The organism is Catenuloplanes atrovinosus (assembly GCF_031458235.1).
Taxonomy (GTDB): domain Bacteria; phylum Actinomycetota; class Actinomycetes; order Mycobacteriales; family Micromonosporaceae; genus Catenuloplanes; species Catenuloplanes atrovinosus.
Window position 1 is genome coordinate 4053043 of sequence record NZ_JAVDYB010000001.1, and the last position, 16616, is coordinate 4069658.

Sequence of the window (16616 nt, forward strand, 5' to 3'; positions counted from 1 at the left end):
TGGTTCGAGCCGAGCGCGACATGCGTCACCGCCTGGTCGTCAGCGGGTTGGGAGCCCGCTGGGACCGTATCCATCGACGAGAGGACATGTCAACGCCCGGTAATCCCATGATTACCGAAAAAATTCTCAAATCGGTGGCAGCAGCGGGCGCGGGCCGGCGCGTTCAGGGGGTGGAGTTGTACAACGAGGCTCGAGGAGTGGCATCGATGGCGTCCAAGCGCAGGCGGATCACAGTCGGGGTGGCGGTGACGGCGACCGTGGCCGTGCTCCTCGGCGTCGGCATCGGCACGGCGAACGCCGGGACCCGCAAGCCCTGGTGGGAGCGGTGGAACCCGAAGCCCCGGCCGGTCGCGAGCGCGTCCGCCACCCCGTCCCCGAGCGTCACCACGGCCGCGCCCACCGCGTCACCGCGCCCGTCGGCGCCGGCGTCGGCCGCGCCGTCCCCCTCCCGGCCCGCCACGGCGCCGTCGCCGACGCCGTCGAAGACCACCTCGGCGGGCACCTGGGCGCCGCCGCCGGCGAACGCGGGCTTCGACTACCAGATCGGCGGGGCGTACGCGCCGCCGTCCGGCGTGACCGTGGTCAGCCGGGACAGCGAGGTCAGCCCGGCCGCCGGGATCTACAACATCTGCTACATCAACGCGTTCCAGGCCCAGCCCGGCGCCGAGTCGTGGTGGAAGAGCAACCACCCGGACCTGCTGCTCCGCGACAAGAACGGCGAACTGGTCGTGGACGAGGACTGGGATGAGCTGATGCTCGACTTCTCCACGCCGGCCAAGCGCACCGCGCTGACCACGATCGTCGGCGGCTGGATCGACCGGTGCGCGGCCAAGGGCTTCAAGGCGATCGAGCCGGACAACCTGGATTCGTACACCCGCTCCAACGGGCTGCTGACCCAGGCGCAGGCGGTGGAGTACGCGGCGTCGCTCTCCGCCTACGCGCACGGCAAGGGCCTGGCCGTCGGCCAGAAGAACCTCGCGGAGCTGTCCACGGCCGCGGCGAAGAAGGCCGGATTCGACTTCGCGGTCGCGGAGGAGTGCGCGGTCTGGAACGAGTGCGGCGCGTACACCGCCACGTACGGTAACAACGTCATCGTGATCGAATACACTCAGAGCGGCTTCACGAAGGCGTGCACCGGGTTCGGTGGCAAGCTGTCGGTCGTGCTGCGCGACGTCGACGTGACCGCCCCCGGATCGCGTACGTACGTGTTCAAGGGCTGCTGAGCCGCTGTCCCGATTCCGCTACGCCCCCGAGATCTCCGGTGCCCCGCGCGGGCCCGGAGATCTCCGGCGTCCAGGCGAACAGGCCACGATGACCACCAACGAGCCGACCACGGCAGTCACCGGCCGTGCGGAGGACTTCGACGACTTCGTGCACGGCCGCGGCCGGGCGCTGCTGCGGTTCGCCTACGTGCTGTCCGGCGACGCGCACCTCGCGGAGGACCTGGTGCAGGAGGTGCTCGCCCGGATGCACCGGCGCTGGCACAAGGTCACCGCGATGGACAGCCCGGAGGCGTACGTCCGGACCTCGATCGTCCGCCAGTTCATCTCCTGGCGCCGGCGGCGATCGTCCCGCGAGGCGGTCCTCGCCGAGCTGCCGGAACCGGCCGGCCCGGACGAGCCGCAGCAGCGCGTGCTGGCCCGCGACCAGATGTGGTCGCTGCTGGCCGGCCTGCCACGCGCGCAGCGCGCCGTGCTGGTGCTGCGCTTCTACTGCGACCTGCCGGACGACGAGATCGCCGCGCTGCTCGGCTGCGCGCAGTCCACGGTCCGGTCCCACGCGGCCCGCGCGCTCGCCCGGATGCGGACCATGTTGACCGAGAAAGGGGTGGGCGGCGATGGATGAGCTGGATCGGTTGCTCGCGGAGACGATGCACACCGCGGCCGGCCGCGCACCCTCCGACGACGGCCTGCTGCACACGGTGCACGAGCGGTCCCGCCGCTACCACCGGCGGCGCGTGATCACGAGCCTGTCCGCGGTCGCGGCCGTGGTGGCCGTCGGTGTCCCGTTCGTGTCCGTGCTGGCCACCCGCCCGAACTCGGAGCTGCCGCCGGCCGCCACCGCGCCGGCCGTACCGCCGTCCCGCACGGCGTCGGCCACGCCGTCGCCGTCACCGTCACCGTCGGTGCCGTCGAGCGCGCCGCCGTCGTCCCCCGCGTCACCGGCGCGCAGCGCGGACGCGCCCGGGGCCACCGCCGTGACGCTGGCCGAGGGCTGGACCGCGCCCGCGTTCCCGTACACGCTGGGTGACAACGACAACCGGAACGCACCGGTCGCGTCGATGGACGGCGGCGACCTGATCGCGTTCTTCGAGACCACCGACCCGGAGCGGGACGCGGACATCACGGTCACGGTCTCCGCCGCGCGGCCGTCGTTCGGCACGGCCGGCTCCGAGGCCGCCACCCGGGTACGCGGCCGCGACGGCACGCTGCGGACCGTGGACGTGCAGCCGGCCCGGCAGCTCACGCTCTACTGGCAGGAGTCGCCGAGCCGGTGGATCACGCTGGCCACCGACGACACGTACACGCCGGAGGAGGTGGTCGCCTGGGCCGACGGCCTGGCCGACGCCGCGATCGCGGTGCGGGCGCCGTTCCAGCTCGGCCTCTCCCCCACCGGCCTGACCACCGAGACGGTCACCCGCTCCCGGATGGTCTTCGCCTCCCCCGGCACCGGCGGCATCAGCCTGGTGCTGCGCCAGCGCCGCACGCTCACCGGCGTGAACCAGAAGGTCAACGGCGACGACGCCGCCCTCACCCGGGACACCGCCGGCACCCGGCTCGCGATCGACGTCCGCGACTGGGACGCCACCCTGGAGATCACGGTCGGCGAGGGCCTCACCCTCACCGACGCCGATCTGCTGCGCCTCGCCACCAGCGTGCGCATCCTCACCTACTCCGACCCGGAGTAGCACCGTCCCGCCCGCCCGCCGACTCAGCGGCTGGCGGGCGGGAACCGGCCGTAGTCCTCAACGATGGTGGCGCTCAGGGTCATCAGGTCCGGGTCCTCCCGCTGGAGGTCCGGGTCCTTGAAGCTGAACGCGAACAGGCCGCTCGAGACGAGGTCGCCGAGGATCGCGGGGGCGAAGGTGCGGTGCAGGTCGTCGAGGTAGACGTCGACGGGGTCCTCGTGCGGGCCGTAGTGGGCGACCATGACCGGGCCGTACCGGCCCAGCTCGTGGACCATCTGCACGATGTGCGTGGCGTTGCCCTCCGGGACGAACGCGCCGAAACTCTGGAAGTCGGACGCGCGCATCGGCTCCGCGAAGTACTGGAACATCGAGCGGCCGGCGCCCTCGGCCGGCTCGTCGTGCGAGGCGTTCCAGCCGTCCCAGTTCAGGCCGATCCGCAGGTTCGGTGCCGCCGCGCGCATGACGGCCATGACCTCGAAGTAGCGCTCCTTGAGCGCCAGGTAGTACGCCGTGGTCGCGGGGTCGTCGAGGTATCCGTTGTTCGCGCAGGCGAGCTTCTGCAGACCGCTGAACATCGACACGTAGAGCGGCGGGCCGTCCGCCGGGCCGGCGAACGCGGCGGCGAGCCGGCGCATGTCGGTCAGGAACTCCGATGACAGCGGGTACGGCTGGCCGCAGGCGCGACCGTACCGCGTCTCCAGCGACGTGCCCTTCTCCCAGGTGCCCACGACCACGTGCATGGCGCGGCCGGACGCGTAGGTCCGCGGGACCACGTCCGCGCGCCAGCCCTCGAACCGCTCCAGGTCCGTCTGCTTGTGGTACCACGTGGTGACCATGCCGATCCCGGCGCTCATCAGCGGTGACGCCTCCGCCCGCACCGGGTCGGGCCCGAGCCCGAACAGCAGCTTCGGCGCGGCCGGCAGGCCGCCCGCCTGGCCGCCGGCCGCCCGGAACAGCTGCTGTCCCGCCACGCTCGACCCGCCGGCCAGCACCAGCACGCCGGCCACGACCAGCGCGAGCAGCCCGGCCGGCACGCGCCGGCGCCGCAGGCCCCGGCCCGGCGGCGCCGGGCCGTCCGCGATCACCTCGACGACCGGCCCGGGTGGCGCGGGCGGGGACACCGGCGGGACGGTCTGCTCGGCCGTCTCCGACAGCAGCGCCCGGTAGACCTCGCGCAGCCGGCTGCCCGGCTCCGCGCCGAACGTCTCCAGCAGCAGCACGCGCGCCCGCTCGTAGCTGGCCAGCGCGTCCACCTGCCAGCCGGCCGCGCGCTGGGCCAGCACCAGCCGCTCCCAGGCCGGCTCGCGCAGCCGGTCCTCGGTGAGCATCGCGCGGGCCAGCGCGATCGCCTCGCCCGGCTCGCCGGACGCGACCAGCGCGTCGGCCAGCGTGTACCGCGCGGTCCAGCGCAGCTCGTCGAGGTGCCGGGCGGCCACCGGGTCGAGCGCGTCCTCCTCCGGCGTGCCGCGCCACAGCGCCAGCGCCCGCTGCTGCGCGCGGACCGCCTCGGCCGGGTCGCCCCGGCCCAGCGCGTCCGCTCCGGCCTCCACCAGGGCCTCGAACACGTCCGCGTCCAGCTCGCCGTGGGCGACCGTGAGCCGGTACGCCCCGCCACGGCCGGCCAGGCGCGCGGCTCCGTCCGAACCCGCCGGAAGGATCTTGCGCAGCTGGTGGACGTAGGTCTTGATGCTGCCGCTGATCGAGCTGGGGTAGTCGGTGCGCTCCCACAGCGCGGCCGCCAGCGTGTCGTTGTCCACCCAGCGGTTGCGGTGGCGCAGCAGCGCGGCGAGCAGCGTGCGGCGCCGGCCCGGCGGCAGCGGTGCGACGGTGCCGTCCGCGCCCGCCACGGCCAGCGGGCCCAGCACGGCGAACAGCGGCTCCTCCATTGGACGCACACGCACTCCCCAGGACGCGGAAATCGATGCCGACGCCTCAGCCTAGGGCAAGTGGCGCCCGCCACGTCACCCCGATGTAACCGCTCTGACCTGCGGTTTCACCATTTGCTCACCGCACTCTGACCGCGCGCGGGGCACTGTGGACGCATCCGCCAGTCCCTGATCGCGGGTCATGACGCCCGGCCGGCCCCGTCCCTAGCGTGACCTCGCCGAGCATTACCACCTACGCGAGGAGGACCCATGCGAATACAGCTGGCGGCCGCGGTCGCCGGGCTCGTGGTGATCACCGGAACCGGGATCACCGTGGCACACGCGGCGGCACCGGCCGCCGACGCCGGGCGCACCGGCTCGCGGGTGAACACCTGCGCCAACCCGGTCGTCGACCGGGACGTCACCGGCTGGGGCCGGCACGGCACCGGCGCGACCGGCGCCCGGGTCGCGGTCGGCGCGCACGTCGCGGCCGGGTACGCCTACCGGCAGCCGGCCGCGAACGGCGCGAACCCGGAGATGTACCTGCCGCAGAAGGACGTGGTCGCGGGCGAGCGCTGGTCGTTCGCGATGGACACCTGGGTCAGCGGCCCGGCCACCTCGGTGACCGCGCGGATGCAGGTCGACTGGTACAGCGCGGCGAGCATCTACCTCGGGCACACCAACGGCGGCGAGGTCGCGGTCACGCCGAACGCGGCCGAGACGTGGACGCGGGTCGCGGCCGAGTTCACCGCGCCGGCCGGCGCCACCCGGGCGAACGTGACCGCGCGGCTGGCCGCGCCGGCCGGCATGACCTGGTCCGCGACCGCCTGCGACTACCAGCCGGTCTCGCGGGCCACCCCGTCCCCCACGCCGACGACGCCGGCGCCGGGCGGGGACACGGCGGCGGGACGGCACAACTGGGGCACGCCGCTGCCCGCGTCCGACGAGTTCAACTACGGCAGCACGGCGGCGCCGGCCAAGCCGGACGCGACCAAGTGGAAGCTGGCCGGCAGCGAGGCCACCGGCTGCTGGGCGGGGCACGACGGCAACGGCCGCCGATGCGAGGAGAACAGCCGGGTGCTCGGCGGGATACTGCGGATGACCGGCGACGCGGACGGCGACACCGGCCTGCTGGGCAGCCTGTACGACCAGCGGTACGGCCGGTGGGAGGTGCGCGCCCGCTCGCAGGCGACGTCGCCGGACAACGGCCGCCAGTACCACCCGGTGCTGCTGCTCTGGCCGCGCAGCGAGCAGTGGCCGCAGGGCGCGGAGTACGACTACCTGGAGAACAGCGCGCCGGGCGAGCAGTGCGCGGGCGCGTTCATGCACTACCCGAACCACCAGCCCAAGGAGCAGGAGCACGCGACCAGGTGCGACGTGGACCTGTCGCAGTGGCACAACTTCGGCTTCGAGTGGACGCCGCAGCACGTCAAGGGCTTCATCGACGGCGAGCAGTGGTTCGTGTTCGACCGGGACTGCATCCAGTGCGCGCCCGGCCCGATGTTCCAGACCATTCAGCTCGACAACTTCCACGGCGGTAACCTGCAGACCGCGGTGTTCGAGGTGGACTGGGCACGGGTCTACTCGCTCTGACCGGTCTCGTCCGCGGGGCCTCGCCGGTCGACGGCGAGGCCCTCCGGCGTGTAGAGCCCGTCCGCCACGGCCCGGACCAGCAGGTCCGCCTTTGTCGGCAGGTGGTGGCCCAGGTCCGCGTACTTCTGCCGGATGCGCTTGATGTACATCTCCACGGTGTGCGGCGAGATGCCCATCCGGCGCGCCACCGACGCCTTGGTCAGCGACCCGAGCCACCAGCACAGCGCCGCGTGTTCGCGCGCGGACAGGTGCGGGACGGTTCTGGCGGCCGTGCCCCGCCCGTGTGGCACGGCCTCCAGCACCTCGGCGATCAGCTCCCGGCGATCACTGTCCACCGTGAACACGACCACCGGGCGGTCGTGCAGGCCGAGCACGCACGCGCCGGAGTCGCACACCAGCACGTCCGGGTCGTCGGCCGCCTCGACCACCACCAGCCGCGGATCCTGCCGCAGCCACGACCGCACCCCTTCCGCCACGACCGGCCGCATCCCGGCCACGCTCACGCGGATCGTCTCCACATCCATGACCATCAAGCGTGGGTACGCGGGTGAGCGGCCGGTCATGATCGGGTGATCCCGCGGTCAGCAGGACACGCAGGCGAACCTGAACGTGGTCGCCCGGAATCCGATGTTGGCCGCGCTGTTCCTGGTCACCGGCTTGGCCCGGCCGGTGCAGCCGGCCGACTCGAAGAAGTAGCCCTCGATGGTGCTGTTGTTGCGGTACGACTGGTACGGGCCGAAGTTGAAGCCGCGGCAGCTGCCGAGTGCGCCCGCCGGCAGGCTGTACACCCCGCCGGACTCCCCGGCGCCCTGGTACATGCAGAACGTGTTCGCGGGACAGGGGGCCGCCGCGCTCGCGAGAGCCGGGGCCGGTGCGACCAGGGCGGCCGACGCGACGGCCGCCCCCAATACCGCTGTGACGGCCATCCGCCGTCGATTCGTGGTTGTCATGGCCCCAGCCTGCGGCGCCCGGTCAGTGCCGGGTGAAGGTCCGGGTCACATCGGCGCCGGTGAATGATCGGTCATCGCGGTGACGGCGGGCGGGGCGACGGTGGCGCGGGCCGGTCCGCCACCGGCGCCAGCGGGAACGTGGCCGTGTCGCCGTCCGCGACCGTCACCTCCGTACCCTCGTGGTGGAACGTCGTGGCGTCGCCGCTCGCCTCGTAGCACACCTTGCCCGGCGTGACCGTCACGGTCAGCCGTGCCCGCCGCCAGCGCACCCGGAACCGCAGCCGGGTCAGCCCCGGTGGCAGCCGCGGCGCGAAGGACAGCCGCCCGCCGGAGTCACGCAGCCCGCCGAAGCCCATCACCAGCGCCATCCACGCGCCCGCGCACGCGGCGATGTGCAGCCCGTCGCCGCCGGACTCGCCGCCGCCGCGCAGATCGAGCAGCGCGGCCTCGGCCAGGTACGCGTGCGCCAGCGACAGGTGCCCGACCTCGGCCGCGAGCACCGCCTGCACCGGCGCGGAGAGCGAGGAGTCCCGTACCGTCCGGGCCTCGTAGTAGTCGAAGTTCCGCCGCTTCTGCTCGGCCGTGAACGCGTCGCCGCGCATCAGCATGGCCAGCACCAGGTCCGCCTGCTTGACCACCTGGCGGCGGTAGAGGTTGAGGTACGGATGGTGCAGCATCAGCGGGAACCGGTCGCCCGGGAACGTCCACTCCTCCAGCCGGGTGAACCCGGCCGCCTGCTCGTGCACGCCGTGCCGCTCGTCGAACGGGATCGCGATCCGGTCGGCGATCTCCAGCGAGTGCTCGTCGAGCGCGGCGGCGCGCAGGTTCTGCTGCGCCATCAGGTTGGTGTAGACGTTGTCGTCCATCAGCGCGCTGTACTCGTCCGGCCCGGTGACGCCCGAGACGTGCGCCACGCCGTCCGCGTCCAGGTGGGACACGCTGATCCACAGCCGCGCGGTCTCGTCGATCAGCTCGCGGCCGGCCTCGCGCATGAACGTCTCGTCGCCGGTGGCCGCGTGGTAGCGCAGCACCGCGCCCGCGATGTCCGCGTTCACGTGCAGCCCCGCGGTGCCGGCCGGCCAGTAGCCGGAGCACTCCGGCCCGGTGATCGTCCGCCAGGCGAACGCGGCGCCGTCCAGGCCCAGCTCGCGGGCGCGGTCGCGGGCGTGGTCGAGCGTGTGGTGGCGCCAGCGCAGCGCGCGCTCCGCGTACTCCGGGTGGGTGTAGGTGAGCACCGGGAGCACGTAGATCTCGGTGTCCCAGAGCGTGTGGCCGTCGTACCCGTTGCCGGTCAGGCCCTTCGCCGGCACCGGGCCCGGCACGGACAGCGCACCGGCCTGCAGCACGTGGAACAGCCCGAACCGGACCGCCTGCTGCACCTCCGGGTCGCCGTCGATCTCCACGTCCGCGCCGGACCAGAACTCCGCCAGGACCCGGCACTGCTCGTCCGCGAGCGCGTCGAAGCCGGCGGAGGCCGCCGCGTCCCGCTCCCGCAGCGCGGCGCCGCGGACGTCCTCGCCGCCGTCCCACCGGTACGCCACCATCTTGTCGAAGCGCAGCTCGCCGTGGCCCTCCGCGGTCCACCGGAGCAGGTCCGGCTCCGCCTGGGCCGTGCCGTCCGCGCCGGTGTGCGCGACCGCGGCGGCCACCGTGATCCCGGAGCGGCGGGTGCGGTGGACCAGCACGTCGCGGTCGTGCGCGACCGGCTCGAACGGCGCCCGGATCACCGCGCTGGCCCGCGGATCGTCGCGCGCCTCCGGCGGCTCCTCGTTGACGCGCAGGTCGGACTCGACCCGCAGCGGTGCGTCCGCGCGCACGGTCCAGCGGAACGCCGCGACGGACGGCCGCGCGAACGACACCAGCCGCTCGCTGCGCAACCACACGTCCACGCCGGCCGGGGAGGTCCACTCGACCTCCCGGACCAGCGTGCCGCGCCGCAGGTCGAGCACGCGCTCGTGGCGGCGCACGGTGCCGGTCCGCACGTCGAACCGCTCACCGCCGACGGTCAGCGTGACCGGCTTCGCGTTCGGCGCGTCCACCACGGTCTGGGTGCGCTCCGGGAACGCGTACCCAGCCTCGGGATAGCTGACGTCGCGCTCCTCGTACAGCGAGTTGAGGTAGGTGCCGGGCATGCCGCACAGCTCCGGCTCGTCCAGGTTGCCGCGCAGCCCGATGTGGCCGTTGGCCAGCGCGAACACGGACTCACGCTGGCGCAGCTCGTCGTCCTCCGGCACGCCGGTCTCCCGGATCGCCCACGGCTCGGCCGCCCCGATCTCAGACATGGGCACGCTCCGGGCGGGGGTGTCGGGATATCAGCATGCGTTTCCCCTTACCCAGGTGCGACCCTCCGATCAACGCGGCGCGCGTGATCTCGCTCAACCGGTGCCCGGCCGGCCGGCGAGCGCGTCGCCGTGCCAGTCGCCGTGCCAGGAGTGCCAGAGCTCCGCGTACGGGCCGCCGGCGGCCAGCAGGTCGTGGTGCGTGCCCAGCTCGATGATCCGCCCGGCGTGCATGACCGCGACCCGGTCCGCGTCGTGCGCGGTCTGCAGGCGGTGGGCGACCGCGATGACCGTGCGCTCGTGCAGCACGGCGGCGAGCGCGCGCTCCGCGGTGCGGGCCGCGGTCGGGTCGAGCAGCGCGGTGGCCTCGTCCAGGATGACCGTGTGCGGGTCGGCCAGCAGCACCCGGGCCAGCGCGAGCTGCTGCGCCCGCGCGCCGTCCAGCGGCTCCGCGCCGAGGTCACGGTCCAGGTCGCCGGCCCAGTCCGCGCCGACCGTGCGCAGCGCGCGGCGCAGTTCCTCGTCCGGCGCGGGGCTCATCAGGTTGGCGCGCAGCGTGTCACGGAAGACGTGGTGCTCCTGGGTGACCAGCACGACCTGGCGGCGCAGCAGGTCCGGGGGCAGGTCGGCGATGGGCACGCCGCCGACCGTGACGGTGCCGGCCGTGGGGCGGTCGACGCCGGCGATCAGGCGGCCGAGCGTGGACTTGCCCGCGCCGGAGAGCCCGACCACGGCCAGGCGCTCGCCGGGGCGCACCGTGAGGTCGACGTCGTGCAGCACGTCCGGGCCGGTGCCGTAGGCGTACCGGACGCCGGCGATCTCGATCCGGTCGCCGTCCGGCGCACGCGCCGCCACCGCGGGCCGCGTCGGGATGGTGGCCACGCCCTCGATCCGGGCGAACGCGGCGGCGCTGCTCTGCACCTGTTCGATGTAGATCAGGATGGTGTCCAGCGGGCCGACCAGCTGCCGCAGGTAGAGCACGGCGGCCGCGACCGTGCCGAGCGTGACCCGGCCGTTCGCGTAGAGCAGGCCGCCGAGCAACAGCACCAGTACCGCCGGGACCTCGTAGATGGTCTCCACCGACGGGTAGAAGACGCTGCGCAGCGCCAGCGAGGCCTCCCGGGTGCGGCGGGTCTCCGTCATCGCGGCCTGCCCGGCGTCGAGCCGGCGGCGGTGCAGCCCGAACGCCTCCACCGTGCGCGCACCGGTCGTGGTCGCGGCCAGCTCCTCCGCGAGCAGCGAGTTCGCCTGCCCCTCGGCCAGGTAGACGGCGCGGGCGCGGCGCAGGTAGTAGCGGGTGACGAACCAGATGCCGGAGAGGCCGAGCACGCCGCTGACGCCGAGCAGCGGGTCGAGCACGACCACGGCCGCGACCAGGAACACCACCTGCACCGCGCCGACGAAGACGCCGGGCAGCACGTCGCGCAGCGTGGTGGCGACCGTGTCCACGTCGGTCGTGCCGCGCGCGACCAGGTCGCCGGTGGGCACCCGCTCCGCGACCGCGGCGGGCAGGCCGAGCACCCGGTGCAGGAACGTCTCCCGGATGCGCGCGGCCGTGCGCTCGCCGAACCGGTACGCGGTGCCCAGCGCGTACCGGCTGATCAGCGTCTGCGCGACCGCGCAGCCGACCACCGCGAGCGTGAGCCGGTCCACGTCCGCGACGCCGCCGCCCGCGGCGACCGTGTCGATGACGCGGCCGAGCAGGAACGGCGCGCCGAGCCCGGCGACCGCGGCGAGCGAGCCGAGCGCCAGCATCAGCGCCACCGTCCGCCGGTCGGCCGCGATCAGCCGGGCCGCCGCGCGGAGCACGTGCCGCTGGTCCGCGATCACGCCGGGTCCCCGAACGCGCGGGTGACCAGCGCGCGGTAGCCGGGCGAGGACGCCAGCAGCGCGCGATGCGTGCCGGACCCGGCAACCCGGCCGTCGACCAGGTAGAACACGGTGTCGGCGCGGTCCAGCAGGGCCGGCGAGGTGGTCGCCACGACCGTGCCGCGGCCGGACCGCGCGGCGGTCAGCCGCTTCGCGATCGCGGCCTCGGTGTGCGCGTCCACGGCCGAGGTGGGCTCCACCGCGAGCAGCGTCTCCGGGTCGGCGTACAGCGCGCGGGCCAGCCGTACCCGCTGACGCTGGCCGCCGGAGAGGTTGCGCCCGCCCCAGTCGACCGGCCGGCCGGGGTCCTCGCCCACGTCGTGCGCCACGGCCGCGGTGATCGCGTCCCGTACCCGCCGGTCGTCCGGGTCGTACCGGCCGGCGATCACGTCGCGCAGCGCGCCCGCGAAGATCGCGGCGTCGTTCTCCGCGACCAGGATCCGATCTCGCACCTCGACCCGGTCCACACCGGACAGCGGCGCGCCGCCCCAGGTGACGTGCGACGGCGCGTACCGTCCGAGCCGGTCGATGATCTCGGCGGCGTCCGCGGGGCGGGAGCCGGCCAGCGCGGTCAGCCGCCCGGGCTCCGCGGTGACGCCGGAGTCCGGATCGTGCAGCGGCGCCGGGCCGGCCGGTCCGGGCACGCCGGCCGGGTCCTCCACCGGCAGGCGCAGGAACGTGACCACCCGGCGCGCCGCGACCACGCCGTGCGTGAGATCCCGGCCGCAGAGGATCAGGATCTCGACCGGGATGCCGAGCATCGCGGTGTAGCCGTAGACCGCGACCAGTTGCCCGGGCGTGAGGTCACCGGCGACCGCGATCCGCGCGGCCAGCCAGATCACCACCGCGAGGAACACCACCGGCAGGCCGCCGCCGAGCGCGCCGATCCAGCTCGACGGCACGCCGACCCGGTAGCCCTGGTCGCGCAGGCGGGCGGAGTCCTCGTCGTACCGTCGCCGGTGGGTGTCCTTGCCGCCGAGTCCGTTGAGGACGCGCAGGCCGCCGACGATGTCGGTGAGCCGGGTGTTCAGCTCGCCCTGCCGTTCCCGGTAGCGGCCGCCGGCCTCGCGGGTGCGGGTCAGCAGCGGCACGATCAGCAGCGCCAGCATCGGTACGCCGGCCAGCACGACCGCCGCGAGCAGCGGCGACATCCGGTACAGCAGCATCGCGATCACCAGGCAGGCCAGGGTGGACGCCACGCCGACGCCGGCCACGTTCAGCGCCCGGCCGATCGCCCACACGTCGGAGATGCCGATCGTGACCACCTCGCCCGCGGTGATCCGGCGGGGCAGCGCGGCGCCGAGCCGGACCGACTGCCGCAGCACCAGGTCCGCGGTCTCCAGCGCCGCGGCCATCCGCATCCGGGTCATGGTGCGGTGCCGCATGATGCCGAGCCCGGCGCTGAGCACGCCGACCACGAGCAGCACCGCGGCCCAGGTGAACAGCGCGTCCGGGCGGCGCGCCGCGAGCCCGCGGTCGATCGCCTGGGAGATCAGGTACGGCGTGGCGGCCAGGCTCAGGAACCAGGCGGAGCCGAAGAACGCGCCGAGCGCCACCCGCCACGCCAGCCGGCGCGTGAGCCACCAGAGATATCGCCAGGGTCCGCGGGTGTCCACCCACGCATCCTTCCGTACCGCTCCGGCCCGGTCCTCCCATTTACCGGATGCGATGCGTCACGCCCGGGCCATCAGCGGCCGGGCCAGCGCGGCGAACTCCGCCGGACGTTCCAGCTGTGGCATGTGGCCGGTGCCGGGGAACAGATGCGACTCCGCGTGCGGCAGCGCGGCGCACGCGGCCGTCAGGTGCGCGGCCGGCAGGATCAGGTCGCGCTCGCCCCAGACGATCAGCGTGGGCCGCGGGGTACGGGCCACGCGCGCCAGCAGCTCCGACCGCCACGGCGCCGCGATCCCCCGGAACCCGCCCAACTCCCGCGCGATCTCCAGGTACACCGCGGCGAAGTCCGGCTGCCGGGCGATCCGCACGGCCGTGGCCACGCGCTCGTCGGTGACCAGCGACCGGTCCGCGAAGATGGCGCGCTCGGCGCGGCGGGCGAACCGGGGCCGGAGGCCGCCGAGCATGCGGCGGCCGAGCCCGGGCACGGCCAGCAGCCGCATCGCGAACGTGACCTCGCTGCCGAATCCGGCGCTGTTGACCAGCGTCAGCGTCCGGACCCGGTCGGGGTCGCCGGTCAGCATGCGCATGGCGACGGCGCCGCCCAGCGAGTTGCCCATCAGGTGGATCGGCCGGGTCTCGCCGAGCGCGTCCAGCACGGCCCACACGCCGCCGGCCAGCGAGCCGAGCGTGACCGGCTCCGGCAGCCGGCGGGACAACCCGAAGCCGGGCAGATCCATGCTGATCACCCGGTACGCGTCGTCGAGCAGCGGATGCTGCGGCGACCAGTCCTCCAGGCTGCGGCCGATGCCGTGCAGCAGCACCACCGGCGGCGCGTCCGGCGCGCCGGTGGCGTGGTACCGGATCCGGCTCCCGCGCACCTCCACCCACCTCATGCGCGGTGTCCGTGTGGCCGGCGCTGGGCCCTCGCGGCGGCGGCCGAGGTGAGGGCGTGCATGACCCGGGCGTGCCCGTTCGGCAGCAGCCGGGCCAGCAGGTCCGGCACCGCGGCGTCCGCGCCGATCAGCAGCCGGGCGCGGCGCCGCGCGACCGCGCGCAGGATGCGCTCCGCCGCCCTCTCCGGCGGGTAGCGCAGCAGCGCCGCGAACTGCCGGCGGCCCGCCTCGACCTCGTCGGCCGGCACGCCGCTGCCGATCAGCGCGCGCTCCGCGATCCGGGTGCGCACGCCGCCCGGGTGCGCGGTGGTCACGCCGACGCCCAGGTGCGCGAGCTCGCTGTGCAGCACCTGGCTGAGCCCGCGCAGCGCGAACTTGCTGGCCGCGTACGCGCTGTGCCCGGCCGGCGCGATCAGCCCGAACAGGCTGGAGACGTTGACCAGGTGGCCGCCCGGCTCCGCGGTGAGCGCGGGCAGCAGCGCGTGCGTGAGCAGCATCGGCGCGCGGAAGTTCACGTTCATCACGGTCTCGAACTCGGCCACGGTCACCTGGTCGAACCGGCCGCCGAGCGCGATGCCCGCATTGTTGATCAGCAGGCCGATCGCGGGGTGCTCGGCGCGCACGCGCGCGGCCACGCCGTCCACCGCGTCCCGGTCCGCGAGGTCCGCCACGATCGTCCGCACGGCCGGGCCGGGGAACTCCGCCCGGATGCGCTCCGCGAGCGCGGCGAGCCGGGCGTCGTCCACGTCGACCAGCACCAGGTGGCTGCCGCGCGCGGCCAGCCCGCGCGCGAGGTGCTCACCGATGCCGCCGGCCGCGCCGGTGAGCACGGCCGTGCGCCCCGCGAACCGGTACGGCCCCGGTCGTGGCCGGCGCCGAGCCGAGTGCTCGCTCATCGTTCGTCCCCTCTCCCGTGCCGGGCGGAAGGTCATCCGCTCGGTGACGTCCGCGCGCGGCACCGTGCGCGCGTCGCGCCGGTAGTCCTGCCCGACCCGCCACGGGTCCCGGTCGCCCTGCCGGGGGAACAGGTCGAGCGCGCGCCGCACGTACCCGGAGGACAGCTCGATCAGCGGGCGCGCGGCCTCGCCGGGGTCGTCCGGGATCGCGACCGCGAGGCCGTGCCGGTCCAGATGCTCCAGCAGCCGGCACACGTACCGGTGGCAGAGGTCGGCGCGCAGCGTCCAGGACACGTTGACGTAGCCCATGCAGAACGCCAGGTTGGGCACGCCGCCGAGCATCATGCCGCGGTACGCGACCCGGTCCCCGATGGACACCGGCTCGCCGTCCACGGTGAGCCGCACGCCGCCGATCGGCCGCAGCCGCAGCCCGGTCGCGGACACCACCACGTCCGCCTCGAGGACCTGCCCGGAGCGCAGCCGCACGCCCTCGGGCACGAACCGGTCGATATGCCCGGTGACCACGGACGCCCGCCCGGCCCGGATCTCCCGGTACAGGTCGCCGCCCGGGATCACGCAGAGCCGCTGGTCCCACGGGTCGTAGGCGGGCGTGAAGTGCGCGTCCACGGACGCCCGGTCGCGCAGGAACGCCACGGCCGCCGCGCGCAGCGCCGCCCGTGTGGCCCGCGGATGCCGGCGCGCCGCCTCGTAGAGCCGCTGGGTCAGGCCCGCGTAGACGCCGTGCGACAGCCGGTCCGCCAGCGCCGCCGGCAGCACCCGGCGGGCCGGGCGGCCGATCAGGTCGCGGCGCGGCAGCGGCAGCAGGTAGCTCGGCGAGCGCTGCAGCATGGTGACGTGCGCGGCGTCGCGGGACATGGCCGGCACCAGCGTGACCGCGGTCGCACCGCTGCCGATCACCACCACGCGCCGGCCCCGGTGGTCCAGATCGGACGGCCAGGACTGCGGGTGGACCAGCCGGCCCGCGAAGTCGGCCACGCCGGCGAACTCGGGCTCGTGCCCGCGGTCGTAGGCGTAGTAGCCGGTGCAGGCGTAGAGGAAACCGCAGGTCAGCTCCGTGCCGTCGGCGAGCGACACGGTCCACCGCGCGTCCGCGGAGGACCAGCTCGCCGCCGTCACCCGGGCGCGGAAGCGGATGTGCGGCGTGATGCCACCGTCGTCCGCGGTCCGGCGGATGTAGTCCCGGATCCGGTCGCCGGACGCGATCGACTCCGCGCCGCGCCACGGCCGGAACGGATAGCCCAGGGTGATCATGTCGGAGTCGGACCGCACGCCGGGGTAGCGGAACAGGTCCCAGGTGCCGCCGATCGCGTCCCGCGCCTCCAGGACCGCGAACGTCGTGCCGGGCAGCGCCTCGCGCAGCCGCCAGGCCGCGCCGATCCCGGACAGACCGGCACCGATGATCAGCACGTCGTAGTGGCCGGTCACGATCCGGCCCGTCCCGCGTCGCCGTGCCAGGGCGGGGTGCCGGTACCGGAGAGCCGCACGCCGCCCCACGGGTCGGGCTCGCTCAGCCGGACCGGGGCCGGGGGTGCGCCGCCGAGGTCGAGCCGTCCCTCGCGGAGCCCGCCGCTGACCAGCTCGCGCAGCCGGGCGTGCGGCGCGGTGCGCCCGGCCCAGCGGAACCGGCCCTCGACCGGCTCGAACCGGGCCGACAGCCGTACGTCGACCGGGTGCCGCTCACCGCCCGCGTGCACGGTGGCCGCACCCCGGTACTCCTGGTCGGTCACG

At 74.6% G+C, this 16616-nt stretch carries 13 protein-coding genes; 4 read left to right on the plus strand and 9 right to left on the minus strand.

The genetic code is table 11. The annotated features are described in order from the left end of the window. Positions 1-206: 206 nt before the first annotated feature. The 3 genes from J2S41_RS18215 to J2S41_RS18225 all read left to right on the plus strand — a co-directional run bounded on the left by J2S41_RS18215 (position 207) and on the right by J2S41_RS18225 (position 2908). Complete coding sequence (locus J2S41_RS18215; RefSeq protein WP_310369081.1) at positions 207-1223, plus strand: endo alpha-1,4 polygalactosaminidase; 1017 nt, start codon at positions 207-209, stop codon at positions 1221-1223. Between the two features lie 88 nt (positions 1224-1311). Further along, the gene (locus J2S41_RS18220) at positions 1312-1845 is read left to right on the plus strand and encodes a SigE family RNA polymerase sigma factor (protein ID WP_310369082.1); all 534 of its coding nucleotides are present in this window, start codon (positions 1312-1314) and stop codon (positions 1843-1845) included. Further along, positions 1838-2908, plus strand: coding sequence for a hypothetical protein (locus J2S41_RS18225; protein WP_310369083.1), 1071 nt, complete (start codon positions 1838-1840; stop codon positions 2906-2908). The genes J2S41_RS18220 and J2S41_RS18225 overlap by 8 nt, the downstream gene beginning before the upstream one ends. A gap of 23 nt (positions 2909-2931) precedes the next feature. Here J2S41_RS18225 and J2S41_RS18230 read toward each other — a convergent pair whose 3' ends face one another. Continuing rightward, positions 2932-4794 (minus strand): AfsR/SARP family transcriptional regulator, encoded by a 1863-nt coding sequence (locus tag J2S41_RS18230; RefSeq protein ID WP_310376409.1) that lies wholly within the window; start codon positions 4792-4794, stop codon positions 2932-2934. A gap of 249 nt (positions 4795-5043) precedes the next feature. On the opposite strand from J2S41_RS18230, the gene J2S41_RS18235 reads away from it, so the two are divergent. Beyond that, the gene (locus J2S41_RS18235; RefSeq protein ID WP_310369084.1) at positions 5044-6366 is read left to right on the plus strand and encodes a glycoside hydrolase family 16 protein; all 1323 of its coding nucleotides are present in this window, start codon (positions 5044-5046) and stop codon (positions 6364-6366) included. Here J2S41_RS18235 and J2S41_RS18240 read toward each other — a convergent pair. From J2S41_RS18240 to J2S41_RS18280, 8 genes are all read right to left on the minus strand, one after another. After that, positions 6354-6890, minus strand: a complete 537-nt coding sequence (locus J2S41_RS18240) for a response regulator transcription factor (RefSeq protein ID WP_310369085.1) — start codon at positions 6888-6890, stop codon at positions 6354-6356. The genes J2S41_RS18235 and J2S41_RS18240 overlap by 13 nt on opposite strands. A gap of 57 nt (positions 6891-6947) precedes the next feature. Further along, positions 6948-7292, minus strand: a complete 345-nt coding sequence (locus J2S41_RS18245) for a peptidase inhibitor family I36 protein (RefSeq protein WP_310369086.1) — start codon at positions 7290-7292, stop codon at positions 6948-6950. A 95-nt stretch (positions 7293-7387) separates the two neighbouring features. Further along, positions 7388-9598 carry a glycoside hydrolase family 65 protein gene (locus tag J2S41_RS18250; protein WP_310369087.1) on the minus strand — a complete coding sequence of 737 codons (2211 nt, stop codon included), beginning with the start codon at positions 9596-9598 and terminating at the stop codon, positions 7388-7390. A 93-nt stretch (positions 9599-9691) separates the two neighbouring features. Then, positions 9692-11425 carry an ABC transporter ATP-binding protein gene (locus tag J2S41_RS18255; protein WP_310369088.1) on the minus strand — a complete coding sequence of 578 codons (1734 nt, stop codon included), beginning with the start codon at positions 11423-11425 and terminating at the stop codon, positions 9692-9694. Continuing rightward, the gene (locus J2S41_RS18260; RefSeq protein ID WP_310376410.1) at positions 11422-13020 is read right to left on the minus strand and encodes an ABC transporter transmembrane domain-containing protein; all 1599 of its coding nucleotides are present in this window, start codon (positions 13018-13020) and stop codon (positions 11422-11424) included. The genes J2S41_RS18255 and J2S41_RS18260 overlap by 4 nt, the downstream gene beginning before the upstream one ends. 117 nt (positions 13021-13137) lie before the next feature. Then, positions 13138-13971: an alpha/beta fold hydrolase gene (locus tag J2S41_RS18265; protein WP_310369089.1), complete on the minus strand. Its 834-nt coding sequence runs from the start codon at positions 13969-13971 to the stop codon at positions 13138-13140. Continuing rightward, entirely contained in the window at positions 13968-16313 is a 2346-nt protein-coding gene (locus tag J2S41_RS39840) for an SDR family NAD(P)-dependent oxidoreductase (RefSeq protein ID WP_374728135.1), read from the minus strand. The genes J2S41_RS18265 and J2S41_RS39840 overlap by 4 nt, the downstream gene beginning before the upstream one ends. Further along, complete coding sequence (locus J2S41_RS18280) at positions 16310-16615, minus strand: DUF4873 domain-containing protein (protein WP_310369090.1); 306 nt, start codon at positions 16613-16615, stop codon at positions 16310-16312. Before J2S41_RS18280 ends, J2S41_RS39840 begins: the two co-directional genes overlap by 4 nt. Between the last annotated feature and the right edge of the window lies 1 nt (position 16616).

Coding starts and splice junctions, on each gene's coding strand:
- J2S41_RS18215 (WP_310369081.1), top strand. CDS start 207: ATGGCGTCCAAGCGCAGGCGGATCACAGTCGGGGTGGCGGTGACGGCG.
- J2S41_RS18220 (WP_310369082.1), top strand. CDS start 1,312: ATGACCACCAACGAGCCGACCACGGCAGTCACCGGCCGTGCGGAGGAC.
- J2S41_RS18225 (WP_310369083.1), top strand. CDS start 1,838: ATGGATGAGCTGGATCGGTTGCTCGCGGAGACGATGCACACCGCGGCC.
- J2S41_RS18230 (WP_310376409.1), bottom strand. CDS start 4,794: ATGGAGGAGCCGCTGTTCGCCGTGCTGGGCCCGCTGGCCGTGGCGGGC.
- J2S41_RS18235 (WP_310369084.1), top strand. CDS start 5,044: ATGCGAATACAGCTGGCGGCCGCGGTCGCCGGGCTCGTGGTGATCACC.
- J2S41_RS18240 (WP_310369085.1), bottom strand. CDS start 6,890: ATGGATGTGGAGACGATCCGCGTGAGCGTGGCCGGGATGCGGCCGGTC.
- J2S41_RS18245 (WP_310369086.1), bottom strand. CDS start 7,292: ATGGCCGTCACAGCGGTATTGGGGGCGGCCGTCGCGTCGGCCGCCCTG.
- J2S41_RS18250 (WP_310369087.1), bottom strand. CDS start 9,598: ATGTCTGAGATCGGGGCGGCCGAGCCGTGGGCGATCCGGGAGACCGGC.
- J2S41_RS18265 (WP_310369089.1), bottom strand. CDS start 13,971: ATGAGGTGGGTGGAGGTGCGCGGGAGCCGGATCCGGTACCACGCCACC.